The organism is Mycobacterium sp. NGS54, from assembly GCF_059812465.1.
On record NZ_JCALCS010000007.1, the window covers coordinates 480,136 to 505,118 of the forward strand.

Consider the following 24,983-nt stretch of genomic DNA (forward strand, 5'->3'; position numbering starts at 1 on the left):
TGCCGAACCACGTTGCAGCCCAGGCCATTAACGGTCCAGAGAGGGAAATGATGGGCTACTCCGCCGCCGACGAGTCGTTCACCCACCAGCTCCCGACAACCTTCGACCGGGTGCACGACTCCGATCCGACGTGGTCGGACCGGTGTTACTTCTTCGCCGCGTCACCGGACGGCACCATGCTGTTGGCCAGCGGCTACGGCAACAACCCGAACACCGGAACCGCGCTGGGATACGTCAAGGTCAGCCTCGCCGACGGCCGGCACTGGGATCTCCTGTCGGGCCGGCCCGTGACCGGCGCCGACCGCGACGACCTGCGCGCCGGCCCGATGAGCTGGACCTGCGTCGAGCCGCTGAAGAAGTGGAGACTCGACGTCGAACCCAACATGTCCGGCGTCGAGTGGGAGCTCTACTACGAGCCCACCGCCCCGATGTGGGAGCTGCTGCCGATGCAGGTGCGCGACCCGGCCGGCCAGATGCTGGCCGACATTTATCACATGAAGGAACCCGGGCGATGGAGCGGCTGGGTCACGATCGACGGCGAGCGCATCAGCGTGGACGGCTTCCACGGCGGCCGCGACCGCACGTTCGGCGTGCGCGTCTCGGACAAGATCGACTTCTGGCTGTGGCTCGATGCCGGATTCGACGACCGCGCCATCGAAGCCTGGGTCATCGAATCTTCCGATGGCTCAGTTAATTACGTTGATGGCGGGATCACGCACGCCGACGGGACGCTGTCGAAGCGATTCGTCAAGATCGAGCACGACGTGCAGTTCGACGGCAACAGCAAGCGGCCCGCCCGCGCCACACTGGTCTTCACCGACGAGGACGGCAAGGCCTACCGCGTCTTCGCCGACGCCGCCCATCAGGAAGTCAACGCCTACTACGGGCTACCGATGGCGCACTGCCAGTACGAGGATCTGGGCGCCGGCGCGTACTTCATCCATTTCCTCTGGGACAGCGCCGATCCCGAGCAACTCGCCGAGACCGAGAGCAAATCGATGGCGCTGGACCAGCTGATGCGGTTCGAGATGGACGGCGACATCGGTTGGGGCGTCTTCGAATTGCTGCTTGGCGGGCAGGGCTACCGCCGCTATCCGAACTGGACCGCGATGGACATGTCGGCGTTCACCCAGGACAAGACCCCCGTCGACCGGCTGCCCGCGGAAGACGATCGAGTCCGCCAATGACGCTGGACGCCAAACTGGAACAGCGGTTGACGGCCTGGCTGCGCGCGCGGGTCCCCGACGCCGACGACGTCCGAATCGACGGGCCGGACCGGGTGGACTTCGGGCATTCGGCCGAGATGATGATGCTGAGCGTCGTCACCCGCCGCGGCGACCGGGACGCCCGTCAAGACGCGGTGCTGCGTCTGCGGCCTAAACCACCTGCGCTGCTCGAGCCCTACGACCTCGCGCGCCAGTTCGCGATCCTGCGGGCCTTGGCGGACTCCGCGGTCCGTGTTCCGCGCGCGCTGTGGCTCGAAGAAACCGGCGACGTGCTCGGACGACCCTTCTTCGTGATGGAACGGGCGGCCGGGCAGGTGTATGAAATGGAGGCGCCGGCCGGTGTCGCGGACTCGACCGTGGTGCGGATGTGTCAGAGCCTGGTCGAACAACTCGCGGCGATCCACACCGTCGACCTAGCGCAGACCGGGCTCGACGCACTCGACGACGGTGGCGATCATCTCGACCGCGAACTCGACCACTGGGCGGCGGAGATGAACCGGGTCAAGCGCGACCGCCTGCCCGCCCTGGAGCGGCTCCAGCAGGCGCTGCGTGCCGACCAGCCCGAGCCATGCCCGAAGGTCGCGTTGGTGCACGGCGACGCCAAACCGGGCAACTTCGCGTTCTCCGGCGGCGAGGTCAGCGCGGTGTTCGACTGGGAGATGACGACCGTCGGCGATCCGCTGACCGACATCGGCTGGCTCGAGATGTTGTGGATGCAGCCCGTCGGCCTCAATACCCACCCCGCCGCGCTGCCCATCGACGCGCTGCTCGCGCATTACGAGTCGGCCAGCGGAATCACGGTCCGCAACCGCGCCTGGTACCGCGCGTTCAACGCCTACAAGATGGCCGTCATCTGCCTGATCGGCGCGATGCTGATCGAGGATGGCCACAGCGACGACCAAAAACTCGCGCTCGCCGCCTACGGCACCTCGCTTTTGACCAAGGCCGGCCTCACCGAGCTGGGCATCGACGAATCTCTCGACGACGGTCCCGTCCTGCCGCGCGACGAGCGCATCCAGCGGGTCCTGGCGCCCGCTACATAGCGCGGGTCAGGCTTGCCCCGACTGGCTTGAACTGTCGGCGACGCGGCACAGCGCGCTGTCGAGCGTGCTGTACAGCGACAACACGTTGTCCAGCCCCATCAGCTTGATCGGCCGGCTGGTGGCCGGCCCATTCGCGACGACCGCGAATCGAGTGGGCGGCGCGACGTCGGCCTGCGCGGACACCAGGACGGTCATCCCCGCCGAGGCTAAAAAATCCACTTTCGACAGGTCAACGACGAGCCCGGCGGGTCCGGTGGCCAGCTCGGTGTGTATCGCCTCGGCGAGTTGCGGCGCGCTGAGCATGTCGACTTCGCCCGAGACGGTCAGCACGACCGTCTGGTCTACCTGGCGTTTTCCCACCTCGAAGGCGATCGGATCGGCCGAATCGCCGGATTGTTCGGTCATGGTTTATCACTCACATTCGCCCGTGCGGGCCCGAGAAATCAACAGCTATTGCCAAGCCGGGGCTGTTGACTCAACCCGCGTAGCACGCTTTGCCGAGGAGAAACCTCATCGATCCTGCGCCGCTAGGCGGAGGCGCAGCCGCACGTGATCATTAGATCTTAAGCCACGGGCAAACGACGTCGCCGCTCTGGTGTCCGGCGATGTCTTGGCAACATTCGTTGTCAGTAGGCGAGCAGTGAACGAAATCCGGCGACCCGACGTGGTCGCAATGTGCGCGATGGGAACCGCCAGTGTTGCGCACGGCAGCCCCAGGTGGATGAATTGCGTTCACCGAGTGTCGTTCCCAGGCTGCGCGGCTTGGCCCGGAAATGCGGGAAAGGACGGTGGGTATGGAGGCCGGTGGTCAGGATGGCGCCCCGGACGACGACGGAGACGTCACCAAGCCCGAACAGCCGCGCCGCCTCGCGCTGAATCGGCGGACCGCGTTGCTCGGCATGGGCGCCGTCGCCGGTTTCGCTGCGGTCGACGTGGGCGGTTTTGCCTATGCCGGCGGCTGGCTGCGGCCGGACACGCTCACTCCGCCCCGGTTCGCCGATCGTTTCGAACACATCTACGGCCGCCACGACGGGTTTCGGCGAAACCATGCCAAAGGACTCAGCGCCACCGGGTCTTTCGCGAGCAACGGGGCGGGCGCGGCCATCTGCCGGGCCGCGGTCTTCCGGCCCGGCACGGTTCCCGTCGTCGGCCGGTTTTCCCTCGGCGGTGGCCTGCCGGATCAGACCGACAAGCCCGACACCGTCCGCGGCCTCGGGCTGCTGTTCGAGGCCGGCGGCCAGCAGTGGCGCACGGCGATGGTCAACGTTCCCGTCTTCACCGACAGCACCCCGCAGGGGTTTTACGACCGGCTGCTCGCGTCCAAGCCGCTGCCCGACACCGGCAAGCCCGACCCGCAGAAGATGGCCGCATTCCTCGATCGCCATCCCGAAACCGTCGCCGCGATGAAAATCATCAAGCAGTCGCCGCCCAGCGCGGGCTTCGCGGACAGCACGTTTTACGGGCTGAACGCTTTCTGGTTCACCAACGGCGCCGGCGCCACCGTTCCGGTGCGTTGGTCGGTGGTGCCGCAGGACGCCGGCGGGGGCGGTGGCGCGCCGCCGCCGCACGGCAAGGACTACCTGTTCGACGACCTCATCCGCGCGGTGGCGCAGCGGCCGCTCAGGTGGCGGCTGATCCTCACGGTCGGCGAGCCCGGCGATCCGACTCACGACGCCACCAAGCCATGGCCGCAGTCGCGGCGGACCATCGACGCCGGCACCATCACCATCGCCGCGGTGCAGACAGAGGAAGCGGGCAACGCGCGCGATATCAACTTCGACCCCCTGGTGCTGCCCGACGGCATCACCGCATCCGACGACCCGCTGCCCCCGGCCAGGTCGGCCGTCTACGCCCGCTCCTTCACGCGCCGCGCCGAGGAGCCCAAGTCGCCCAGCGAGGTCAACGTGGCCAAGGTGCTGTCATGACGGGCACCGCAAGCGAAACCACCAGCGCGCCAGCCCGTTTCGCCCTTCCCTCCCGGATCCTGCACTGGCTGATGGCGCCGATGGTCATCGTCCAGCTGCTGATCGGGGTGACCATGATCGCTTCGCTGAGCTACTACCCGCTGCTGCTGGCGATCCATCGCCCGCTGGGCGTGTTGATCCTGGTCTTCGCCGTGGTGCGGCTGGCCAATCGGGTCACCCACCGGCTGCCCCCGTTCCTGGCCACCATGGGGCCCGTCGAACGCCGCATCGCGTCGGGGTCGGAGTACCTGCTCTACGCGCTGCTGCTCGTCCAGCCGCTGATCGGGTGGGCCATGTTGTCGGCGGCGCGGTTCCCGATCACCCTGGCCGGGCCGCTGCGCCTGCCCGGGATCGCGCCGCACAACCTCGATCTCTACGCCGTGCTTCGGCAGGCCCACAACGTCTTCGCCCTCCTGCTCTTCCTGACGTTCACAGCCCACGTCTGCGCGGTGTTGTTTCACACGCTGGTGTTGCGCGACGGGCTCCTCGATCGCATGGCGCTGTGGCCCACCAAACGCCGAGTCCCACAGCAGGACGACACCATGGCGTGACGGCCGTGCCGTGCGAATATGACCGACGTGGCGTACGAGAAGGACCTGACCGGCCTGGTGGTCATCGACCCGTACAACGACTTCATCTCCGAGGGCGGCAAGGTGTGGGATCGCCTGAAGGGTGTCGCGGAGGCCAACCAGTGCGTTCCGCACATGCGACAAGTCCTCGATGCCGCACGGGCCGCCGACATCCGCGTCTTCTATGCGCTGCACCACCGGTACCGGCCGGGCGACTACGAGACATGGAAGTACATCGCGCCGATCCAGCGGGCCGCGTGGTCGCGCAAGACCTTCGAATACGGAAGCTGGGGCGGTGAGCTGCACCCCGGGTTCGAGCCGCGGCCGGGCGACATTGTGGCCCAAGAGCATTGGTGTTCGAGTGGTTTCGCCAACACCGACCTCGACCTGCTGCTGAAGAGGCACGGCATCCGTCGGCTCATCATGATGGGACTGATCGCGCACACCTGCCTCGAGGCCACCGTCCGGTACGGCGCCGAACTCGGCTACGAGGTCACGGTGGTCAAGGACGCGACCGCGAGCTATTCGGACACCGAGATGCACGCCGCGCTCGAGGTCAATATCCCGAACTACGCCAGCGCCCTCCTCACCGCGGACGAAGTCGTCGACGCACTGAAGTAACGGCGGTGACGACCTGCCTGCTCGCGCCCCGATCGGACGAATATGATCGGCACCCGACAGTGCCACGAGGGAGTGGGGAAGTTCCATGCCGAACCAGCAGCAAGCCGACCGGATGACGTCGGGCAGGGGGTTCATTGCAGCGCTCGACCAGAGCGGCGGCTCGACGCCCAAGGCGCTGCGTTTATACGGAATTCAAGAGGACGCGTATTCCTCCGAGGAGGAGATGTTCGACCTCATCCACCAGATGCGTTCGCGGATCATCACCTCCCCGGCGTTCAACGGCGACCGGGTGCTGGCGGCGATCCTGTTCGAACAGACCATGGACCGCGACATCGAGGGTGTGCCGTCGACCACGTACCTCTGGGAGACCAAGGGCGTGGTGCCGATCCTGAAGATCGACAAGGGCCTGGCCGAGGCGTCCGACGACGTGCAGCTGATGAAGCCGATGCCGGGACTCGACGAGCTGCTGGAGCGGGCCGTGAGCAAGGGCGTCTTCGGCACCAAGGAACGGTCGGTGATCGGCGGGGCCAACGCGGCGGGCATCGCCGCGATCGTCGCCCAGCAGTTCGAGGTCGGCCACCAGGTGCTGTCGCACGGGCTGGTGCCCATCCTCGAGCCCGAGGTCACCATCTCGATACCGGACAAGGCCGAGGCCGAGGGCATCCTGCGTGACGAAATCACCAAAGAGCTCGAAACCGTGCCCGACGGGCAGCGGGTGATGATCAAGCTGAGCCTGCCGACCGAGGTCAACTTCTACCGTCCCCTGATCGAACACCCGAAGGTGATGCGGGTGGTGGCGCTGTCCGGAGGCTACTCCCGCGAGGAGGCCAACGAGCTGCTGGCGAAGAACGCCGGACTGATCGCCAGCTTCAGCCGTGCGCTGACCGAGGGGCTTTCGGCCGACCAGTCCGACGAGCAGTTCAACGCGACGCTGGACAAGTCGATCCAGTCGATCTACGACGCGTCCGTCGCCGGCTGAGCGCCGGTTCCGTAACGCGCCCTCAGTAGCGGTGGTTGGCCATGGGCGGCCCGCCCTGGCCGGCGTCGCCGTCGTCCGACACCAGCGCGGGCACCATTTCGCTGGTCACCAGCCCCTCGTGCTGAGTGAGTTCGTCGACGACGTCGAAGCATTCCGCGATGTTGGCCGGGGTGTCGATGACGATGGTGACCGCCGGGACGCGACGCCGCAGCGAAAGCAGCTTGTCGCCGTGCGGGCGATGGTCGCCGTGGTAACCCCAGATGCCCCGCACCACGGTCGCGCCGTCCGGCGATTCGCGCTGACGAAGCCGCTGGACGATGGCGCGATGAATCGGCACACCGTCATGCAGCGCCGATTCGGAGGTATAGACCATGAGCTTCTGCCACAGGGGCAGGCCGTGCTCGTCAACCCCCGGCAGGGCGTGGGGGCGTTCCAGTAATTCGCCGTCGCGCTTGCACACGCGGACCCGTTCGACCGTCAGCATGGGCCGGCGGAGCAGCTCGCCGAGCTCCGGCAGCACGCGCGCGATGCGATCGCCGGACCCGACCGCGACGATCATCATCGGGACGTCGGCGTTGCGACCGAAAAAGCGCGCGCGTTGCCGCTGTCCGTGGATGAGGCCGTCGACGCCCAGGAATACCGATGCGCCGGCGATGCGGCGCCGATGCAGCAAGTCGCAGGTCGCGACATAGGCCGGCATCGCGTGGACGCGTTCCTTGCGGCCGAGGTAGATCGTCAGCTTCACGGCCTCGCGCAAATCGTCGGGAAGCTCCGGGAGCTCGACGTCGTCGCGTAGCAGCCGCGCGCGCTCCAGAGTGACCAGGCCACGCTGTTTGATCGCCAGCACCGGGTCGATCAGCGCCTCGATGGTTTTGCGGGTGTCCACGGCGATGATCACCACCGGCGGGTCCTCGGACAACGTCAGCGACTCGTCGGTTCTGAGGTGGCGGCCCGTCCCGAATCCGCCGATGCCGCGCAGCACGACGCTATTGGCGACGCGGTGCTGCTGGTAGAGATCGAGCAGGACGTCGGAAACGAAGCCCTCGCCCGTCCGTCGGCGCTCCGCCAGATAGGCACTGAGCTTGAGACAGTCCTCGTCCACGCTCGCTCCCGTCGCCTTGCGGGATTTTACCCAGCGGATCCGGCGTCGCCCGGTTTGGGGACCAATTCCTCTGCTGCGGCGTGGTGACGGCCGATAAATTGGTGTGTGACTTGATGATTCGCGACATCGCCGTTACGCGGACGTTAACACCATGTGGCCGCAAAACCACGAAGGAGTCGTCGTGCCCAGTGAGCGCATGGCCGCGGATGATGATGTGCGGCGGTTGGTGGGTTTGCTCGACCGGGTCGACGGGTTGTTGACCAGCTTGTCCGAGGCCGAGCGCTCGTGGGCGGAATGGCTGAGCGGCGTCGCGCCCGAGCATCGGTCGAGCGCGCGAAATCTGGTCCATTACTGGGCGATTCGCCAGGCCGATTTGCGGGAGCTGCAGACGGAGCTTGCGGAGTTCGGGCTTTCATCGCTGGGCCGCAGCGAATCGCACGTTCAGGCCACGCTTTCGGCGGTGCGCTCGGCCATCTCGGCCATCGTGGAGGGAAGGTGGGAGCCGCCGCCCGCAACGGTGGTGCCCATCGGGCGGGGCCCCGAGATTTTGCGGCAGCACACGGTGGAGCTGCTCGGCCCGCGTCCGCCGCACCGCGCGACCCGCATCATGGTCACGTTGCCGACGGCGGCCGCGACCGACGCCGACCTGGTGCGCGGGCTGGTGCGGCGCGGCATGAACATCGCAAGGATCAACTGCGCGCACGACGACGCGGCGGCGTGGCGCGCGATGGTGCACCACGTCCGGGACGCGGCCGCCCGCGCGGGCGAATCCTGCCTGGTGGCAATGGATCTGGCGGGCCCAAAGCTGCGTACCGGTCCGCTGGAGCCGGGACCTCGTGTCACGAAACTGCGTCCGCAAAGAAACGCCCTCGGTGAGGTCGTCGCCCCCGCGCGTGCGTGGCTGACGTCGACCGAGGAACCGGCCGACCCGCCGCAACCAGGCATGGCGGTGATCACGGTGCCGCGACGGTGGCTGACCAACCGCGGCGGCGGCGACGTGCTGGTTCTGCGGGACGCCCGCGGATCCAGACGCCGGCTCGCGCTCGAGGCCGTCGACGCCGCGGGCGGTTTCGTGATGACCGCGCAGCAGACCACCTACCTGGCCACCGGCACGGTTCTGCGCGCCGGAGGCGGGGGAAAGCCCGCCGAAGTGGGTCCGCTCCCGGCGAAGGAACAGAGCTTGGTGTTGCGCGCGGGAGACCTGCTACAGCTGACCCGCGACTGTTCACCGGCCCGGGTGGACGCCGATCAACCGCGCATCGGCTGCACGTTGCCCGAGGCGTTCGAGCACGCCCGCCCCGGGGACGCGATCCACTTCGACGACGGCAGGATCGGCGGGCGGGTGGTGTCCGTCGACCGCGACACGATCACCGTGCGCATCGACCATCCGGAAGAGGGCGAGGCTCGCCTGAAGGCCGCGAAGGGCATCAACATGCCCGACACCGACCTGCCGATCTCGGCGATCACCGACCGCGATGTCGCCGACCTCGCCGCCGTGGTCGAGCTGGCGGACCTGGTGGACATGTCCTTCGTTCGCAGCCCGGCGGATGTCGAGCGCCTGCTGGACGAGCTCGATCGCCTCGGTGGCGATCACCTGGGCATCGTGCTCAAGGTCGAAACTCGGCGCGCCTTCGAGCACCTGCCGCAGCTGTTGCTCACCGCGATGCGCCGGTCGCGGGTCGGGGTGATGATCGCGCGGGGCGACCTGGCGGTCGAGTGCGGGTACGAGCGGATGGCCGAGCTGCAAGAGGAAATCCTGTGGTTGTGCGAGGCCGCGCACCTGCCGGTGATCTGGGCGACGCAGGTGCTCGAACAGCTCGCCAAGACGGGCCTGCCGTCGCGCGCCGAGATCAGCGATGCGGCGATGAGCGAGCGGGCCGAATGCGTGATGCTGAACAAGGGCCCCTACCTGCCCGAGGCGGTCACGGTGCTCGACAACATCATGCGCAGAATGGCCGAGCACTACTACAAGAAGAACGCGTTGTTGCGCCCCCTGCACTCCTGGTCAGCTGCGAGTTCCGAGCGCCTCGACGATGATCCGGGTGGTGCGCTCAGCTCGGCGTCGTGAGTATTGTTGCGCCCCAGACAGTATCGGGTACACCACGCCACCGACGATCGCGTCCGCCGCCGACTCGGCGGCCGCCGCGTCGATGCCGTCGGCGACCAGCCGGGCCCGCACGCTCTCGTGCAACGGCACACTGAACCCGGCGCGCAGTTTGACGGCGGTGTCCTCGTGCTCCATGCCGGCGACGGTCAGGATGCGCAACATGGCCGACCCGCGCGCCGTCGTCAGGCTCGCGACGAGCCTGCCCACCCAGCGCACCAGGTCGGCGGACAGGTCATCGGTGTGGTCCACCGACGCCAGAATCTTGTCCGCGTCCTCGAGCATGACGTCAGCGACCAGCGCCGGACGCGTGGGCCACCAGCGGTAGATGGTCTGTTTTCCTACGCCCGCCCGGGCGGCGACCGCCTCGATGGTCAAGCCGTCGAATCCGCGCTCGAGAAGCAGCTCCCGGGTCGCGGTGACGATGGCCGTGCGCGATTTCTCGCTGCGGCGCCTCGGGTAGCTCGCCTGGGTGAGATCGGTTGGCATCTCAGTGATCCTCATCTCCCCAGGTCTCTTCGGTCGTCCGCCGGTTTGGGCCGGCTTTACATATCCTGACCCGCCCCGTAGTCTGCCACAAGACGAGACGGTTCGTCTTGTAAGGGAAAGGCAGCGGTCTTCGATGGCGTGTCGTCTCAGCCGCGCGGGGTCGCGGTCATGACGCTGGGACTGACCCCGGAGCAGCAGGACCTCAGCGACGCCGTCGCCCAGTTCGCCAGCCGGCACGCCCCGATCGCCGCGACCCGCGAGGCCTTCGACGACCTGGCCGCGGGGCGCCTTCCGGGATGGTGGGACGCGCTGGTTGCCAACGGCTTTCACGCGGTGCACCTGCCCGAGCGACTCGGCGGCCAGGGTGGACGGCTGATCGACGCGGCGTGTGTGCTGGAATCGTCCGGCAAGGCGTTGCTGCCCGGCCCGCTGCTGCCCACGGTGACCGCGGGAGCCGTTGCGCTGCTGGCCGAATCGGACCCGACCGCGGAATCGCTGCTGCGCGACCTCGCGTCCGGCCTGCCCGCCGCGGTCGTCCTGCCCGCCGGCGGCGACTTCCGGGCGCGCGCCGACGGCGAGCGCTGGTCGATCAGCGGCGCGTCGGGCGTCACCGCGGGCGTGTGTTCGGCGCGGGTGGTCCTGGTCTGCGCTCGGACCGGGGACGGCGAGGACGTCTGGGTGCTGGTGGACACCGAAAAGCCCACGGCGACGGTCGAATCGATGCACGGCACCGACCTGGTCGCCGATGTCGGGATCCTGCGGCTGAGCGAGTACGACGCCGCCGAGTCCGACCTGCTGAGCGGGATCGATGCCGATCGCGCGGAGTGCGTCGCCGTCGGACTGGTGGCCAGCGTGATGGCCGGTATCGCGCAGTGGTGTGTCGACGCGGTCACCGCGCATCTGCGCATCCGCGAGCAGTTCGGCAAGGTGATCGGCACCTTTCAGGCGCTGCAGCACAGCGCGGCAATGCTGCTCGTCAACACGGAGTTGGCGACCGCCGCGGCCTGGGACGCGGTCCGCGCCGTGGATGAGCCGCTCGACCAGCACCGCCTCGCCGCGGGCGGGGCGGCGACTATCGCCGTCTCGCCGATCCCGGACCTGGTGCTCGACGCGCTGACGATGCTCGGCGCCATCGGCTTCACCTGGGAACACGACGTGCACCTGTACTGGCGGCGGGCCATCAGCCTGGCGGGATCGATCGGTCCGGCGAATCGCTGGGCGCGACGGCTGGGGGAGCTCACCTGCACCCAGACGCGCGACATGTCGGTCAATCTGGGTGACGCGGAATCCGAATTTCGTTCCTGGGTCGCCGAAACCCTCGACGCGGCAATGCAGTTGCGCAACGACACGCCCGCACCGCACGGCGACTACCCGGACCAGGCCTCTGGGCCGCAGCGCACGTTGCTCGCGGACGCCGGACTGATGGCGCCGCACTGGCCCGCGCCATGGGGTGTCGGTGCGGGTCCGCTCAAGCAGCTCATCATCGACGAGGAATTCGCCAAGCGGCCCGGTTTGGTGCGGCCATCGCTGAACATCGCCGAGTGGATCCTGCCCTCGGTGCTGACCGCCGCGTCAAAAGGCCTGCAGGAGAAGCTGATCCCGGCGACCCAGCGCGGCGAGATCCATTGGTGCCAGCTGTTCAGCGAGCCGGGTGCGGGCTCCGACCTCGCGTCGCTGGCCACCCGGGCGACCAAGGTCGACGGCGGCTGGCGGATCAACGGCCACAAGATCTGGACCTCGCTGGCGCAGTATGCCGACCTGGGCGCGTTGCTGGCGCGCACCGATCCCGAAGCCAGCAAGCATCGCGGCATCGGTTACTTCATCGTCGACATGCGATCGCCCGGAGTCGAAATCCAGCCCATCAAGACGGCGACCGGGCAGGCGCACTTCAACGAGGTGTTCCTCAATGACGTGTTCGTTCCCGACGAGATGCTGCTGGGCGGTCCCGCCGACGGCTGGAGCCTGGCGATCGCCACGATGGCCGAAGAGCGCTCGGCCATCAGTGGATACGTCAAGTTCGACCGGGCCGTCGCGCTCCGCCGCCTCGCCGGACAACCCGGACCGGATCGCGACGACGCGCTGCGTGGCCTCGGCGAGTTGGACGCCTATACCAACGCCATCCGGGCGCTCGGCGTGCGGGAAACCATCCGGCTGCTCGACGGGCAGGCGTCCGGTCCGGCGTCGAGCATCGCCAAGGTGGCGATGAACGTGCTGCTGCGCCGCACCTTCGAGGCCACGCTGCGATTGACCGGACAGGTGGCGATGGTCGCCGACGCCGACGCCGCGGTCGTGGAACCCTACCTTCACCTGCCCGCCGAACTGCTCGGCGGCGGCACCAGAGAGATCCAGCTGAACATCATCGCCCAGATGATCCTCGGCCTGCCCCGAAAATAGGACACCACATGGGATTACGTGGAGAAGCCGCGATCGTCGGCTACGTCGAACTTCCACCCGAGCGCATGGCCAAGGCCTCGCCGGCGCCGTTCGTCCTCGAGCAATGGGCCGAACTGTCCGCGGCCGCGCTCGAGGACGCCGGGCTGCCGGGGGAGGTCGTCAATGGAATCGTGGCGTCGCACCTGGCCGAATCCGAGATCTTTGTGCCCTCGACCATCGCCGAATACCTCGGGATAGGAGCGCGATTCGCCGAGCTGGTGGACCTGGGGGGCGCCAGCGCCGCGGCCATGGTGTGGCGCGCCGCCGCGGTGATCGAACTCGGCATCTGTGACGCGGTCCTGTGCGCGCTGCCCGCCCGATACATCACGCCGACGTCCAAGAAGAAGCCGCGGCGCCTGGTGGACGCGATGTTCTTCGGCTCGTCGAGCAACCAATACGGCTCTCCACAGGCGGAATTCGAGATCCCGTACGGCAACCTCGGCCAGAACGGCCCGTACGGCCAGGTTGCCACGCGCTACGGGGCGGTCTACGGCTACGACGAGCGGGCGATGGCCAAGATCGTCGTCGACCAGCGGGTCAACGCCAACCACACCGACGGCGCGATCTGGAAGGACAAGCCGCTCACCGTGGAGGACGTCCTGGCCAGCCCGGTGATCGCCGACCCGCTGCACATGCTGGAGATCGTGATGCCCTGCGTCGGGGGCGCCGCCGTCGTCGTGGCGAACGCCGACCTTGCCCGGCGCGCGCGTCATCGACCGGTGTGGGTCAAGGGATTCGGCGAACATGTGCCGTTCAAGACACCCACCTACGCCAAGGACCTGCTGCACACCCCGATCGCGGAGGCCGCCGACACCGCCTTCGCGATGGCCGACCTGGGCCGCGAGCAGATGGACATGGTGTCGATCTACGACTGCTACACCATCACCGTCCTGCTTTCGCTGGAGGACGCGGGCTTCTGCGAGAAGGGCAAGGGGATGGAGTTCGTCGCCAGCCACGACCTGACTTTTCGCGGCGACTTCCCGCTCAACACCGCGGGCGGCCAATTGGGCTTCGGCCAGGCGGGTTTGGCGGGCGGAATGCACCACGTGTGCGACGCAGCCCGCCAGATCATGGGTCGCGCCGGCGCGGCTCAGGTCGCCGACTGCAACCGCGCGTTCGTGTCCGGCAACGGCGGAATCCTGTCCGAGCAGACGACGCTCGTCCTGCAGGGAGACTGACGATGAACTTCGAGCGGCCGATGCCCGTCAAAACCCCTACCACCGCGCCGTTTTGGGATGCGCTGGCGCAGCACCGCGTCGTCATCCAGTACTCGCCGTCCTCGCAGAGCTATGTGTTCTATCCGCGGGTGCGTGCCCCGCACACCCTGGCGGACGACCTGGAGTGGCGCGAGATATCCGGAATGGGGACGCTGTACTCGTTCACCGTGGCTCGCCGGCCGGTCGGCCCGCATTTCGCCGACGCGGTGCCGCAGCTGCTGGCCATCGTCGAATGGGACGAGGGGCCAAGGTTTTCCACCGAGATGGTCAACGTCGACCCGGCGGACTTGAGGGTCGGGATGCGGGTGCGCCCGGTATTCTGCGATTATCCCGAGCACGAGGTCACGATGCTGCGTTACGAGCCGGCCGAGTAGCGCGTCGTGGTGGCGGCGACGCTCCGGATCAGCTGCGCAGCCGATCGCGCATCCACGCGAGCCCCCCGGTGATGTCGTACGGGGAGTAATGGGGATTGGGGCTGTCGCCGAGGAACGCGACGCCGCTGATGATGGCCATCATGATTGCCAAGACCCCTGGAACCGGTTCTCCGAACAGAGTGGCGATCTGCGCGGCGATCGAGAACGGGTTGGAGAAGAAGTCGGAGCGGGCCACCGCCTGGTATACCGCGGACTTCACCTCACTCGACTTGTCGTCGGTGTTCTCGGCGAAGATGTCGCCCTCGCGGTACACGTCGACCCAGAAGTCGGGCTTGTCCGGGCAGCCGGGCAGCCCGAACCGCCGGAGCGGGTCGAGTCCATGGCTGCCGGGCTTGGTAATCCAGGGCCGCGCCCAGTCCGCGATGCTATCGGTCTGCCGGCCTGGATTACCGTAAGCCAGAACACCTTTGAGATCGGGGGTCCGCCAGGCCAGCGGCTTTCCGGGGGCCAGGTAGTCGAAGTAGAAGTCGCAGATGATGATGCCCCCTTGGGAGAACCCACCCAGCGACCAGGGCGTGCCCTTGGGGAATGGGACCAGGTTGTCCATCACCTCCGAGCCGATGAGCCGGGCCAGCTCGTTGACACCGCTGGCGTTGTCGAACGGAATCGGGCCGTTGTTGTAGCCGATCGGCTGGTGGTGGCAGAGCCCTTCGGCTTCCAGTTGCCTACCGGTGTCGGCTACCGGCCCGGCGAACATGTTCGAGCTATGCCCCTCGACAGTGAACATGACGGGCCGCAGCCCCGGCGCCGGCGGCACGTATCCGACGCGGCTTGCCGTCGTCGCGTCGAATTCCCCCGTCTGTGGCAGGCCTAGGCGGCGCTGCATTTCCTTGACCGCGGCGACTTCGTCTTTCCCGTAGTAGCCGTCTTCCGGTGGCGCGTAGGCGCGGTACTCGCGCATGAACCAGGCCTGCCAGTATTCGATTTCCGGGCCGTGCGACCCGGGCTGGTAGGGAAGTGGCATTTTGGTGTACCTCCTTGGGAAACCGGGCAGTCGAAATCTCTTACCGCTCCTTCGGAGTGGTCTTCCGCGGCGCCACCTTGGTGGCGGTTGCAGAGTTCTTACGCGCCCGTGCCTTCGCCGCGGGCGCGGCTGCCTTCGACGCCGTCGCCTTTCCGTTCGGAGGAATCACTATGCGGGGCGCCGCCGCCTTGACGGGCGCAGGCGGTTTGGCGAGCAGGGCGTCCAAGGCCGGCTTGTACTTGGCCAAGTAGTCGACGACCGTCAACGTGCCCAGTTGGGGCCAGCCGTGTCCGTAGCCGTCCGAGCCCACGGGCCCAGCCAGCTGCTCGTAGATGAGCCGTTGGTAGTCGGGCGGCACGGTAGGTATCACCAACGGCGACGGGGTCACCGGCATGGCGTCGCCGACCCCGAGGACCGAGGCCAACTGGGACGGCGAGAGGCCGTCGGCACTGTTCATGTCGCAGTTACCGAAGGGCGGTACCCCTTCGGGGAGTCCGTCTCCGTACCCCTGACCGTCGGTGTACTGGTGCGCGACCTTGAATACGGCCGGGTCATTGGGATTGGAGCCGTACCCGGCGATGATCATCGGCACGTGCTCCGGCCTGGTCTGCCACATCTGGCGCATGTCGTTGAGGTTGCAGTACCCGATAACGCGGCGCGCGTCGCCGAGCCACTTGGCCAGCCCGTAGTACATGCCGTTGACCGCGGCGCTTTGGTCGCAGCCGGGGTTTCCGTCTCCGCACTCGACGTCAATCATGGCGACCATCTTGGGGTGCGGTCCGCCGTTGGAGTTGACCTGATCCTGGAAGGTCGCCAGGGTTGCCTGCCAGTCGGGGCGCCAGTAGGCGTAGACGATGAAGCCTTTGAGCTTGCCGCTGTCGGCGGCCTTCTTGCACCAGCCGTAGTTTTGGGCGAAGTTGTTGTCACGGTGTGTTCCGTCGTTGGCCCTGATGGACAGCCAGCGATAGGGCCAGTCGACGCCGTCCTGGTTGTACGTCGCATTGGTGTAGGCGTCGGTCACCGGCACCTGATGCTCGGACACGTCGGCGAACAAGGTGTCCCGTGGCTCGTCACGCGGCGCGGCAGCGGTTCCGCTGGGCTGGTGAGGAATCGGCGTGCCGTCCTCGACGATCGGGCCGGGGACGAACCACCAGTCGTTGGCGTAGGGGTTGTCCACCGCCATCGCCTGGTCGCGCAGCACGGTTCCGTTGTCGCCGTTGGTTTCCACGCGTAGATCGCCGATCTGGCACCACATGTGGGAGTTCATCCCACCGCCGGGTCCGTGGTGCAAGGCGATTTTGATTGCCGCGTCGGCGGGGAACAGGCTGGGGTTTCCTACCTGGATGGTGTGAAATGGGCCGTCAAGTGGATTGGCTTGGCCGCCGTGGGACGGCGCGCGCCAGTTCTCCGTGCAGAGGCCGTGGCGAGACCACTCCATTGCGGTGCCGTTGATGCCACCGTCGAGTTCGTCGACGACGCACCCCGAGCAGTCGGTGCCCTTGTTGCGGTCAAAGGGGTCCCAGTTCCCGCCGTAGTCGTACGGGTTACCCGCGCGGTCGATGGCGATCTGCTGTCCGAAGGAAATGGTCTTGCGTTGCACCGGCATTCGTCAGCCCTCCGTGGAGTAAATGTGTGGTTGCGGTGTGGTACGTGGAAGCGATGTGACGTCGGGATTCACGCGGTTGGCTGGGCCAACAGCGAGTCGGCCTGCGCGCGCCGCCGCCGGGTGCGGGCAAACTTGCCCGACTTCATTTCCTTGCGCCAGTCCGGAAACTCGTCGCCGTACTTTTGGTGCTCGGCCCCGGCGGACTCGTAGACGACGTAGCCGCCCTTGAGGATGCTGAACGGGGCGCGCAACTTCCCCAGCTTGTCGTATCGCGCGGTGGCGTGATTGGACAGCGGGTCGAACCATGCCGGTGTCACGAAGTTCGACACCGAGACGCCGTCGACGTCGTAGGTCGGGGCCTCCACCGGGTCGCACACCTCGAAGCTGTAGGCCTTCCCGTGCCCGTCGTTGGCCCACAGGTTGCAGTTGGGGTCGATGAACATCTCGAGCACTTCGTGCGACATGACGCTGGAGACGCTCCAGTCCCCCGTCGTCGCCTGCCCGCCGTTGTCCAGTTCCGGCTTGGCCGCGACCACGCCCCAGAGCTTCCCGCCCTGGTCCTCGGTGTGGTAGCCGAGCACGCCCGGGGGCTGGTCGTCGATGGTGTCGACGAGCGTGATGCCGTGTGCCGCCGGAGGCACGTCCTTGTCGTTGGTGTAGAAGATCACCGCCGCAGCGGCTCGATCCCACAGCGGGGCAACATCCATTCGGACTTGGTTGGCGATGGCCTGGGTCATGGTGGCGGTGTCCTTGTCGGACACCAACTTTGACTTGTTCAGAATCGCGATGAGCATGTCCCGCTCCTGTCGACGTTGATCTGGATGGGAATGTGCCACCTCCCCTCCGTCCGGCGCATGCGTAGTTGACTACCTCATCGCGTACGGCGATGAGTTCACGCCCCGGTGCGTCCGCGGTGTTGCCGTTGCGCGCTGCACAGCAGGTAGTCGATTACGCTATGCCGGCTGGGCCCGCGGAGTGACAGTCAAGGCGATGCTTTGGCTGACCTATCCACCCGTGGGAGGAATCCATGTCCACACCGCCGGATGCCGGCTCGACGGCGCCAACTCCCGACTTCCGTGGCGACGCGTGGAACGGGTTTGAGTCGGGGCTGCCGAAGTCGTGGAGATGGACCTCGCCCTGGCGGCAAGCGGTCCAACGTCATCGGATCATGCTCTTGGATGACCTGGCCCGCCTCGAGCTGAAGAATCGTCCGGAGCAGGAGCAACGCGCGTTCCTCATCAACAGCCTTCTGTCCGACGCCGGTGACGCGTCGCAAGCCAGAGTCGGTATCCGAAAGTGGTGGTGGGGCACCGAGATCGAACGTGCGTGGGCCCGCCTGCGTGAGGTCGAGGAGCGCACGGTCGATCTGCTGCCCGACGCGGAACTGACTGCCCGCGGTACCGACGCCCTGGCATGCGCAAGCCTGCACCTGGACAGTGACGACAAGAGGCAGAAGCGTCTGCAAGCGCTGCTGGCGGATTCGTCCCATACCAACGCCGCGGATCTGCGCCCGTCCATCGTCGGTGTTTTGCGCGCCTCGCACGAGAACTCGGACCGCAGCAACCAAGAGGCGCGGTATCTCAGGAACCGATTGCTCCTTGCATCCGGGGTCTGCCTCTTCGTTTCTGCGCTGACCCTGTTGGCGCAGGGGCTGTTCAGCGACGATCACTTTCTCACCCTGCCCGCCGGCACCTTCACGGGTTCGCCCTGGCACTACCTCTTCCTGGTTATGCTCTTCGGGTCCGTTGGCGCGTTGTTCACCGGGATACCCGCCATGTCCAAGGTCCCCTCGGACCACAGTCCGTTCAATCTGCCGCTCCAGCAGGGCTTACTGAAGATGGTCCTCGGCCCACTGGTCGCTGTCGTCGGACTCTTGATCTTGGACGCCGACGTGCTGCACGTCGGATCGTCGAACACGTTGATCGGGAATCTGTTCCTGGCGGTTGTCTTTGGGGCGGGTCAGCACGCCGTTACTCGGTACGTCGACCAGCGTGCCAACGAGATCCTCACGGCGGAAACGGGTTCGGCGAAAAAGGGTTAGCGCAGCTGTTCGGTCGGTACTCCGTAGCGGTCCTGATACGCGCTCACCCGGTCCCGGACCTCGTCGGCGTCCAGGCCGGTGTCCGACCACGTGTAGCGGCTGCCGCCGCCGTCCCCGGGATGCGCGGCCAGGAAGTCACGCATCCGCTGGGCGGCCTCGGGTTTCAGCTCGCGGCCCAGCTTCTGGTAGATGTCCTTGATCGTGGTCCAGGGGTCATTCATGAAATCGGTGAACAGCACGTCGACCGCGCGGCCGGGCGGCACCGCGCCGCTGTCGCGCAGGGCCATCCCGCGGCCGAGGCCGACGACCACCTCTTCGTAGGACTGGGCCGCGCACTCGGCGATGTTCGACTCGTCGCTGCCCATCCGCCGCAGGTGGTGGGTCAGGGCGGCGATCGACGAGATGACGTTGAGCGGATCGCGGTGGGTCTGGACGATCAGCGCGTCGGGGTATTCGGCGAGCAGGGTGTCGAGGTGCCACAGGTGCGCCGGCGACTTCAGGAGCCACTGGCCGGGGACGCCGGACTGCAGGTGCTGCAGGAAGATTCGGTGGAAGCGGTAGGCGCCGGCATGGTCGGCCTCGTACAGCAGCCAGCGGTAGTAGCTCGGTAGGCGATACTGCACCGAGAAGATCATGCTGGTGAACTCGCTCGCCGTGATGCGCACGCACTCCTGCCCGACCAGCGCCCCCATCGGGTGAAAGGCCAAGAAGCCGGGGATGATCTGCTCGGACATCTCGATGCTGGCCTGCGTCTGCGCGATCCGCGGATCGTCGTGGTAGGTCTCGGGCTGCGGGACCGGACAGGGCGAATCCACCTCCCAGGTCAGCGGCGCCCGCAGGTCCGGGTCCTGGGCTAGCAGGTCGTAGAGGATCGTGGTGCCGGTGCGTGGCTGGCCGACGATGAAGATCGGCGTCGTGATCGGCTTGCGAGCGATCTCGGGATGCTGCTTGCGCCAGTCGATTACGCCGAGCCGGTTCTTCAGGGCGCGCATGACGTCGAGGTAGGCGATCTCCACGCCGATCGCCGAGAGGCGAGCCTCGTTGACCAGCCCGTCGGTCAGCCGCTGCAGCCCGTCCTGCCACCCGTCGTCGCCGAAATCGTCGCTTCCCGCCTCCTCGCAGGCCGTCGCGATCAGCCGCTCCGGGGCGAACCGCTCCTGCAGCGTCATGCCCGCACCTTTCCGTCCTGGATCGACACCGAGACGGCGGGCGGGCTGGGGTTGTCCAGCCAGCGCACCACCACGAAGCCGCGGTGCCGGCCGCCGGTGTCCAGCCAGTGGCCGAGACCGAAGTCCTGCGCCGAGATCGCGATGCGCACCCGCCCGTCGGCGTCGGGCCGCACCGCGCGACTGGTCACTGAGCTGTGCCGGCGGCGCGGCTCCAGGCACTCGTGCCAGAGGCTTTCCAGCGTCACGTTCCAGTAGCGGGTGTCGGGTGGCTCGATGTCGAGCACCAGCGCCTGACCGGGTTCCAGCCGGAACGTTCCCAGCATGTACAGGTTGTCCGGGGTGGTGTCGGCGGCACCGAGATCGGCGGCCTCGGCGGTCAACAACGTGTTGGGCGTGTTGAGCAGCTCGGGCTTGATGGTGCGGTGCAGCGTAACGAGTTTCATCAGCGACCACGCCATCGCGGTGAACTGGTCGGCGAGCTCGGCGTCGGTCAACGGCGTCACCGGGTCGGGGTCCAAGGCGTCGATTCGGATCGTGGCCAACGTCTCGGAGGCGGGATCGCCGATGTACTCCCGGACCACCACCGACGACGCGTCGTCGGGAATCTTCACCCACTGCGCGCCGGCGAGGCCGGCGGGCTCTTCCGAAGACAGCACCAGTGCGAACTCGTCGCCGTGCAGCGTGAGGCTCGTGTCGCTGACGTAGTTGGCCATCCGGCGTGGGGTCAGGCCGGTGCCGGCCAGGATCTGAAACCCGAGGTAGGCGCTGGTGCCCCGGGTGCCGGTGATCCGGTAGCGGCGGTCACCGCGGATCATCGCCAGGTAGTAGTTGCCGTCGGGGTTGGGCCCACCGACCATCCTTGTCGGAGAACACATATCGAAGAAGGCCGGCCGGTCGGGGTCGGCCTCGACGGACAGTTGCGAGCACAGCGACGAAACGCGGGCGATGACGCGCAGCCCTTCGAGGAGTTCGCGTTCGGATTCGGCGTCCTCGGTCACGATATTGGTGACATCGCTCAGCATCTGCTGGAAGAACTGCCACGCGGCGCGCGCGTTCGGCGCCTGGGTTTCGGTCATAGGCACATGCATAGACGATGGATCGGTCTCGGGGGCCAATTCTCCCGAACAACGGGACGCGGCGCGGCCGCTCGGCGCCTCGGGCGTGGCCATCCAAGTATCGACTAATAGTCGCCCGCTACCGTTCGTCTGCTGCTCCGCCTCTGCACTTGCTGGCGCTTCATTTGCCGTTATATCAACACATATTTGCCCATGGGCCCGCGAGGGGGCGCCGTTGACACTGTGACTCACACCATTGTCTACTAGTCACTATATCGGCGGAGGAGTGCGGCATGAACAAGGATGACCTGATCCTGATCAGCGTGGACGACCACATCGCCGAGCCCGCCGACATGTTCGACGCGCATGTGCCCGCGAAGTACAAGGAGCTCGCGCCGCGGGTGGTGCTGGAACCCGACGGCGTCCAGCAGTGGTATTACGGCGAGGTCCGCGGACGGAACATGGGCCTGAACGCCGTCGCCGGAAAACCCCGCGAGATGTACAACATCGACGCCTCGCGTTACGAGGAGATGCGGCCGGGCTGCTTCAACGTCGACGAGCGCGTCCGCGACATGAACGCCGGCGGTCAGCTGGCGGGGTTGAACTTCCCGAACTTCACCGGCTTCTCGGGTCAGGTGCTCAACCAGGGCCCCGACCGCGACGTCAACCTGGTGATGATCAAGGCGTACAACGACTGGCACGTCGACGAGTGGTGCGCGGCCTACCCGGGACGGTTCATCCCGTGCGGCATCCTGCCGCTGTTCGACGTCGCCGAGGCGGCCAAGGAGGTCAAGCGGCTGGCCGGCAAGGGCTGCCACGCGGTGACCTTCTCGGAGAACCCGGAAGCGCTGGAAATGCCCAGCATTCACACCAAATACTGGTATCCGTTGTTCGAGGCGGTCTGCGAAAACAAGACGGTGCTATGCACCCATGTCGGCTCGGCGTCCCGGTCTCCGCAGGTGTCGACGGACGCCCCGCCCAGCGTGCAGATGACGGCCTCGTCGATGATGAGCATGTTCACCTTCACCGAGCTGATCTGGGCCGAATTCTGGGCCGACTTCCCGCAGCTGAAGTTCTCCCTCACCGAGGGTGACGTCGGCTGGATACCGTACTTCCTCTGGCGCGCCGAGCACGTCTACAACCGGCACTCGGGCTGGACGCTGGCGAAGTTCCCGCCCGGCTACGCCGGGCCCACCGATGTGTTCAAGCGCCACTTCTACACCTGCTTCATCAGCGACAAGGTCGGCGTGCGCAACATGGACTGGTTCAACGAGGACATGTTGTGCTGGGAGTCCGACTTTCCGCATTCCGACAGCAACTGGCCGTTCGCGCCCGAGGACGTCATCGAGACCATGGGCCACCTGGACGACTCGGTCATCAACAAGATCACGCACGAAAATGCCCTGGCCGCGTACTCGTTCGACCCGTTCCGGTACGTCCCCAAGGAGCACGCCCGTGCGGGCTATCTGCGCTCCCAGGCCACCGACGTCGACGTCGTCACGCACGTCGGTCGCCGGGCCGGCCAGCGTGATCGCGACGCGTGGACCCGGATGACGCAGTTCGCGCAGCAGTCTCAGGTGACGGCGGAGGTCACCGGTATCGGCGGGCGCGCCACCACGCTGGGCAATTGAGCGCGGCCGCCCTGGCGCCGTTCGCCGACTGGCGGGTGCTGGAGCTGTCCAACGGCATCGCGGTGTCCTACTGCGGCAAGATGTTCGTCGACGCCGGCGCCGACGTCGTGAAACTCGAATCACCGCAGGGCGATTCGATGCGGGGCTGGTCGGCCGGCGGGCCGCCCGGGGCGCTGTTCGGCTACCTGGCCGCCGGCAAAAAGTCGGTCAACGACCGGGCTGAGGTCCCGGCGCTACTGGCCGGCGCCGACATCGTGCTCACCGACCTGACCGACGGCTGGAGGCTCGACGACATCACCGCGCACACCGGCCCGTCGGCGGTGGTGGTGGCGGTGACGCCGTTCGGCACCACCGGCCCCTACGTCGAAAACCAGGTGGTGGCCAACGAGTTCATCCTGCAGGCGCTGTGCGGATCGATCGCCGGCCGCGGCTGGCCGGGCCACGAACCGGTCCAGGCGGGCGGACGGCTCGGCGAGTGGCTGGCCGGTTCGTTCGCCGCGCCCGTCGCGGCCGCGACGGCCCGGCGCGCCGCCCGGGGCGGGAGCGGGGAGGTCATCGACGTCTCGACCTACGAGGCGATGGTGATCGCGATGGGCGGCCTGTCCGCCATGTCGGCCAGCGTTCTGGGTGCGGATTCCCTTCAACAGCAACGCAGTCTGGAACTGCCGTCGATCGTTCCCACGGCCGACGGCCTGGTCGGCTTCTGCACCATCACCGCGCAGCAGTTCCAAGACTTTCTGGTGATGATCGATCGCGCCGATCTGATCGACGACGCCGAGCTGGCGTCGTTCGTCGGGCGGGTCGAGCGCCGCGACGAATTCCTCGGCATGGTCACGCAATGGACGGAAACCCGCACCACGCAAGAGATCATCGACGTCGCGGTGGCCTTCCGCATCCCGGTGGCCCCCATCGGTACCCCCGCCACGCTGGCGAAGGTCGACCACTTCGTGGAACGCGGCGTCTTCGTCGAATCCGGGCCCGGCGGGCTGCAGCCGCGGGTGCCGTATCGCGGCGACGCGCTGGCTACCCGCCCGCCCGGAACGCCGCCGCTCCTGGGCGCGGACAACGGCTGCGTCCACTGGCCACCGCGACCCCCGAGGCCGCAAGCCACCGACGCGGACGCACTTCCGTTGTCCGGCATCCGGGTAACCGACTTCACCGCGTTTTGGGCGGGACCCGTCGCCACTCAATTCCTGGGCGCTCTTGGCGCCGACGTGATCAAGCTCGAGGGCGTGCGCCGGCCCGACGGCATGAGGTTCTCCGCCGGACGCCCTCCCGACTGGGACCAATGGTGGGAGTGGGGCCCGGTGTTCCTGTGCAGCAACAACAACAAGCGCGGCATCAGCGCCGAACTCAGCGTCGACGCCGGGCGCTCCATCGCGCTGGAACTCATCGCGGCGAGCGACCTCGTCATCGAGAACTTCTCACCGCGCGTGATGGAAAACTTCGGCCTGGACTGGGACGCCGTGCGCGCGGCCAATCCGCGCGCCATCATGGTCCGGATGCCGGCGTTCGGCCTCGACGGACCGTGGCGCGACCGCGTGGGCTTCGCCCAGACCATGGAGCAGGCGACCGGCATGGCCTGGGTGACCGGACACGCCGACGGCCCGCCGGTGATTCCACGCGGGGTGTGCGACCCGATGGCGGGGCTACACGCCGCGTTCGCCGCGATCGCGGCGCTGGTGGTCCGCGACCGGGCCGGGACCGGAATGCATGTCGAGTCCACGATGGTCGAGTCCGCGCTGAACGTGGCCGCCGAGATGTTGGTCGAATACTCGCGCAACGGAATTGAGCTGCGCCGACAGGGGAACAGGGGCCCGGGAGCCACTCCCCAGGGGGTGTACCCGTGCCGCGGTGACGACGAATGGGTCGCGCTGGCCGCGACGGGAGACGCCGCACGTGCTTCGCTGGCGGCGCTCATCGACCGACCCGACCTCGGCGCCACGGACGCCGCGTGGCGCGAGCGGGCCGACGAAATCGACAAACTGATCTCCGGCTGGTCCGCGCGGCTCTCGGTGGCCGAAGTCGTCGATGCGCTGCGTGCCGCCGCGGTGGCGGCGGCGCGCGTCACCGCACCCGCGGACCTGCTGAGCGACCCGCAGCTGCGGGCTCGTGGCTTTTGGGAAACGGTCGACCACCCGGTGGCCGGCACGTTCTTGTGCACCGGGATGCCCTTCGCGTTCGTCGGGAAACCGCGCCGCTGGATTCGCCGGGTGCCGCCGTTGTACGGCCAGCACACCGAGGAAGTGCTGACCGGAATCCTGGGGCGATCCGAACAGGATCTGGCGGAATTGCGCGCCTGGGGCGCCACCAGCGAGCGGCCGGCGGGACTGTGA

The 24,983-nt window shown here is 67.4% G+C and carries 21 protein-coding genes; 13 read left to right on the forward strand and 8 right to left on the reverse strand.

The window, feature by feature from the left end; translation table 11 throughout:
* The first annotated feature begins 50 nt into the window (after positions 1-50).
* Together AC5Y5E_RS24305 and AC5Y5E_RS24310 are read left to right on the forward strand one after the other, a co-directional pair.
* The gene (locus AC5Y5E_RS24305; protein WP_499905617.1) at positions 51-1,187 is read left to right on the forward strand and encodes an Rv3169 family protein; all 1,137 of its coding nucleotides are present in this window, start codon (positions 51-53) and stop codon (positions 1,185-1,187) included.
* Positions 1,184-2,269, forward strand: a complete 1,086-nt coding sequence (locus AC5Y5E_RS24310; RefSeq protein WP_499905618.1) for a phosphotransferase family protein — start codon at positions 1,184-1,186, stop codon at positions 2,267-2,269. The genes AC5Y5E_RS24305 and AC5Y5E_RS24310 overlap by 4 nt, the downstream gene beginning before the upstream one ends.
* A gap of 6 nt (positions 2,270-2,275) precedes the next feature.
* On the opposite strand, the gene AC5Y5E_RS24315 is transcribed toward AC5Y5E_RS24310, so the two are convergent.
* The gene (locus AC5Y5E_RS24315) at positions 2,276-2,674 is read right to left on the reverse strand and encodes an STAS domain-containing protein (RefSeq protein ID WP_499905620.1); all 399 of its coding nucleotides are present in this window, start codon (positions 2,672-2,674) and stop codon (positions 2,276-2,278) included.
* Positions 2,675-3,063: 389 nt separating this feature from the next.
* Here AC5Y5E_RS24315 and AC5Y5E_RS24320 point away from each other — a divergent pair, with 389 nt between their 5' ends.
* The 4 genes from AC5Y5E_RS24320 (at position 3,064) to AC5Y5E_RS24335 (ending at position 6,402) form a co-directional block, all read left to right on the forward strand.
* Positions 3,064-4,194 carry a catalase family peroxidase gene (locus AC5Y5E_RS24320; RefSeq protein ID WP_499905621.1) on the forward strand — a complete coding sequence of 377 codons (1,131 nt, stop codon included), beginning with the start codon at positions 3,064-3,066 and terminating at the stop codon, positions 4,192-4,194.
* Entirely contained in the window at positions 4,191-4,784 is a 594-nt protein-coding gene (locus AC5Y5E_RS24325) for a cytochrome b (protein ID WP_499905623.1), read from the forward strand. Before AC5Y5E_RS24320 ends, AC5Y5E_RS24325 begins: the two co-directional genes overlap by 4 nt.
* Positions 4,785-4,802: 18 nt before the next feature.
* On the forward strand, positions 4,803-5,423 hold the full coding sequence (locus tag AC5Y5E_RS24330; protein ID WP_499905624.1) for a cysteine hydrolase family protein: 621 nt from the start codon (positions 4,803-4,805) through the stop codon (positions 5,421-5,423).
* 85 nt (positions 5,424-5,508) lie between these two features.
* Positions 5,509-6,402: a fructose bisphosphate aldolase gene (locus AC5Y5E_RS24335; RefSeq protein WP_499905626.1), complete on the forward strand. Its 894-nt coding sequence runs from the start codon at positions 5,509-5,511 to the stop codon at positions 6,400-6,402.
* 22 nt (positions 6,403-6,424) lie between these two features.
* On the opposite strand, the gene AC5Y5E_RS24340 is transcribed toward AC5Y5E_RS24335, so the two are convergent.
* On the reverse strand, positions 6,425-7,504 hold the full coding sequence (locus tag AC5Y5E_RS24340; protein WP_499905627.1) for a DUF190 domain-containing protein: 1,080 nt from the start codon (positions 7,502-7,504) through the stop codon (positions 6,425-6,427).
* Between the two features lie 196 nt (positions 7,505-7,700).
* Between AC5Y5E_RS24340 and AC5Y5E_RS24345 the strand changes: the two genes are divergently transcribed.
* Positions 7,701-9,572 (forward strand): pyruvate kinase, encoded by a 1,872-nt coding sequence (locus AC5Y5E_RS24345; RefSeq protein WP_499905755.1) that lies wholly within the window; start codon positions 7,701-7,703, stop codon positions 9,570-9,572.
* Here AC5Y5E_RS24345 and AC5Y5E_RS24350 read toward each other — a convergent pair.
* On the reverse strand, positions 9,510-10,097 hold the full coding sequence (locus AC5Y5E_RS24350) for a TetR/AcrR family transcriptional regulator (RefSeq protein ID WP_499905629.1): 588 nt from the start codon (positions 10,095-10,097) through the stop codon (positions 9,510-9,512). The genes AC5Y5E_RS24345 and AC5Y5E_RS24350 overlap by 63 nt on opposite strands.
* 168 nt (positions 10,098-10,265) lie before the next feature.
* Here AC5Y5E_RS24350 and AC5Y5E_RS24355 point away from each other — a divergent pair, with 168 nt between their 5' ends.
* The 3 genes from AC5Y5E_RS24355 to AC5Y5E_RS24365 are packed head-to-tail and all read left to right on the forward strand — an operon-like array spanning position 10,266 to position 14,121.
* Complete coding sequence (locus AC5Y5E_RS24355) at positions 10,266-12,491, forward strand: acyl-CoA dehydrogenase family protein (RefSeq protein ID WP_499905630.1); 2,226 nt, start codon at positions 10,266-10,268, stop codon at positions 12,489-12,491.
* Between the two features lie 8 nt (positions 12,492-12,499).
* Complete coding sequence (locus AC5Y5E_RS24360) at positions 12,500-13,708, forward strand: thiolase family protein (RefSeq protein ID WP_499905632.1); 1,209 nt, start codon at positions 12,500-12,502, stop codon at positions 13,706-13,708.
* 2 nt (positions 13,709-13,710) lie between these two features.
* Positions 13,711-14,121, forward strand: a complete 411-nt coding sequence (locus AC5Y5E_RS24365; RefSeq protein ID WP_499905633.1) for a Zn-ribbon domain-containing OB-fold protein — start codon at positions 13,711-13,713, stop codon at positions 14,119-14,121.
* A gap of 28 nt (positions 14,122-14,149) precedes the next feature.
* Here AC5Y5E_RS24365 and AC5Y5E_RS24370 read toward each other — a convergent pair whose 3' ends face one another.
* The 3 genes from AC5Y5E_RS24370 to AC5Y5E_RS24380 form a co-directional block, all read right to left on the reverse strand.
* Positions 14,150-15,145 carry a peptidoglycan-binding domain-containing protein gene (locus tag AC5Y5E_RS24370; protein ID WP_499905634.1) on the reverse strand — a complete coding sequence of 332 codons (996 nt, stop codon included), beginning with the start codon at positions 15,143-15,145 and terminating at the stop codon, positions 14,150-14,152.
* Between the two features lie 40 nt (positions 15,146-15,185).
* Positions 15,186-16,751 carry a glycoside hydrolase family 25 domain-containing protein gene (locus tag AC5Y5E_RS24375; protein ID WP_499905635.1) on the reverse strand — a complete coding sequence of 522 codons (1,566 nt, stop codon included), beginning with the start codon at positions 16,749-16,751 and terminating at the stop codon, positions 15,186-15,188.
* Positions 16,752-16,819: 68 nt separating this feature from the next.
* A complete protein-coding gene (locus tag AC5Y5E_RS24380; protein WP_499905637.1) occupies positions 16,820-17,545 on the reverse strand; it encodes a hypothetical protein in 726 nt (241 codons plus the stop codon).
* Between the two features lie 233 nt (positions 17,546-17,778).
* Here AC5Y5E_RS24380 and AC5Y5E_RS24385 point away from each other — a divergent pair, with 233 nt between their 5' ends.
* Positions 17,779-18,792 (forward strand): hypothetical protein, encoded by a 1,014-nt coding sequence (locus AC5Y5E_RS24385; RefSeq protein ID WP_499905638.1) that lies wholly within the window; start codon positions 17,779-17,781, stop codon positions 18,790-18,792.
* Here the strand turns inward: AC5Y5E_RS24385 and AC5Y5E_RS24390 are convergent.
* A complete protein-coding gene (locus tag AC5Y5E_RS24390) occupies positions 18,789-19,961 on the reverse strand; it encodes a sulfotransferase family protein (RefSeq protein ID WP_499905640.1) in 1,173 nt (390 codons plus the stop codon). The two genes, AC5Y5E_RS24385 and AC5Y5E_RS24390, sit on opposite strands and share 4 nt — an antisense overlap.
* Positions 19,958-21,037, reverse strand: a complete 1,080-nt coding sequence (locus AC5Y5E_RS24395; RefSeq protein WP_499905642.1) for a DUF1214 domain-containing protein — start codon at positions 21,035-21,037, stop codon at positions 19,958-19,960. Before AC5Y5E_RS24395 ends, AC5Y5E_RS24390 begins: the two co-directional genes overlap by 4 nt.
* Before the next feature lie 272 nt (positions 21,038-21,309).
* On the opposite strand from AC5Y5E_RS24395, the gene AC5Y5E_RS24400 reads away from it, so the two are divergent.
* Entirely contained in the window at positions 21,310-22,647 is a 1,338-nt protein-coding gene (locus AC5Y5E_RS24400; RefSeq protein WP_499905643.1) for an amidohydrolase family protein, read from the forward strand.
* A complete protein-coding gene (locus AC5Y5E_RS24405; protein ID WP_499905645.1) occupies positions 22,644-24,983 on the forward strand; it encodes a CaiB/BaiF CoA-transferase family protein in 2,340 nt (779 codons plus the stop codon). Before AC5Y5E_RS24400 ends, AC5Y5E_RS24405 begins: the two co-directional genes overlap by 4 nt.

Coding starts and splice junctions, on each gene's coding strand:
- AC5Y5E_RS24305 (WP_499905617.1), top strand. CDS start 51: ATGGGCTACTCCGCCGCCGACGAGTCGTTCACCCACCAGCTCCCGACA.
- AC5Y5E_RS24310 (WP_499905618.1), top strand. CDS start 1,184: ATGACGCTGGACGCCAAACTGGAACAGCGGTTGACGGCCTGGCTGCGC.
- AC5Y5E_RS24315 (WP_499905620.1), bottom strand. CDS start 2,674: ATGACCGAACAATCCGGCGATTCGGCCGATCCGATCGCCTTCGAGGTG.
- AC5Y5E_RS24320 (WP_499905621.1), top strand. CDS start 3,064: ATGGAGGCCGGTGGTCAGGATGGCGCCCCGGACGACGACGGAGACGTC.
- AC5Y5E_RS24325 (WP_499905623.1), top strand. CDS start 4,191: ATGACGGGCACCGCAAGCGAAACCACCAGCGCGCCAGCCCGTTTCGCC.
- AC5Y5E_RS24330 (WP_499905624.1), top strand. CDS start 4,803: ATGACCGACGTGGCGTACGAGAAGGACCTGACCGGCCTGGTGGTCATC.
- AC5Y5E_RS24335 (WP_499905626.1), top strand. CDS start 5,509: ATGCCGAACCAGCAGCAAGCCGACCGGATGACGTCGGGCAGGGGGTTC.
- AC5Y5E_RS24345 (WP_499905755.1), top strand. CDS start 7,701: ATGGCCGCGGATGATGATGTGCGGCGGTTGGTGGGTTTGCTCGACCGG.
- AC5Y5E_RS24350 (WP_499905629.1), bottom strand. CDS start 10,097: ATGCCAACCGATCTCACCCAGGCGAGCTACCCGAGGCGCCGCAGCGAG.
- AC5Y5E_RS24355 (WP_499905630.1), top strand. CDS start 10,266: ATGACGCTGGGACTGACCCCGGAGCAGCAGGACCTCAGCGACGCCGTC.
- AC5Y5E_RS24360 (WP_499905632.1), top strand. CDS start 12,500: ATGGGATTACGTGGAGAAGCCGCGATCGTCGGCTACGTCGAACTTCCA.
- AC5Y5E_RS24365 (WP_499905633.1), top strand. CDS start 13,711: ATGAACTTCGAGCGGCCGATGCCCGTCAAAACCCCTACCACCGCGCCG.
- AC5Y5E_RS24370 (WP_499905634.1), bottom strand. CDS start 15,145: ATGCCACTTCCCTACCAGCCCGGGTCGCACGGCCCGGAAATCGAATAC.
- AC5Y5E_RS24375 (WP_499905635.1), bottom strand. CDS start 16,751: ATGCCGGTGCAACGCAAGACCATTTCCTTCGGACAGCAGATCGCCATC.
- AC5Y5E_RS24380 (WP_499905637.1), bottom strand. CDS start 17,545: ATGCTCATCGCGATTCTGAACAAGTCAAAGTTGGTGTCCGACAAGGAC.
- AC5Y5E_RS24385 (WP_499905638.1), top strand. CDS start 17,779: ATGTCCACACCGCCGGATGCCGGCTCGACGGCGCCAACTCCCGACTTC.
- AC5Y5E_RS24390 (WP_499905640.1), bottom strand. CDS start 19,961: ATGACGCTGCAGGAGCGGTTCGCCCCGGAGCGGCTGATCGCGACGGCC.
- AC5Y5E_RS24395 (WP_499905642.1), bottom strand. CDS start 21,037: ATGACCGAAACCCAGGCGCCGAACGCGCGCGCCGCGTGGCAGTTCTTC.
- AC5Y5E_RS24400 (WP_499905643.1), top strand. CDS start 21,310: ATGAACAAGGATGACCTGATCCTGATCAGCGTGGACGACCACATCGCC.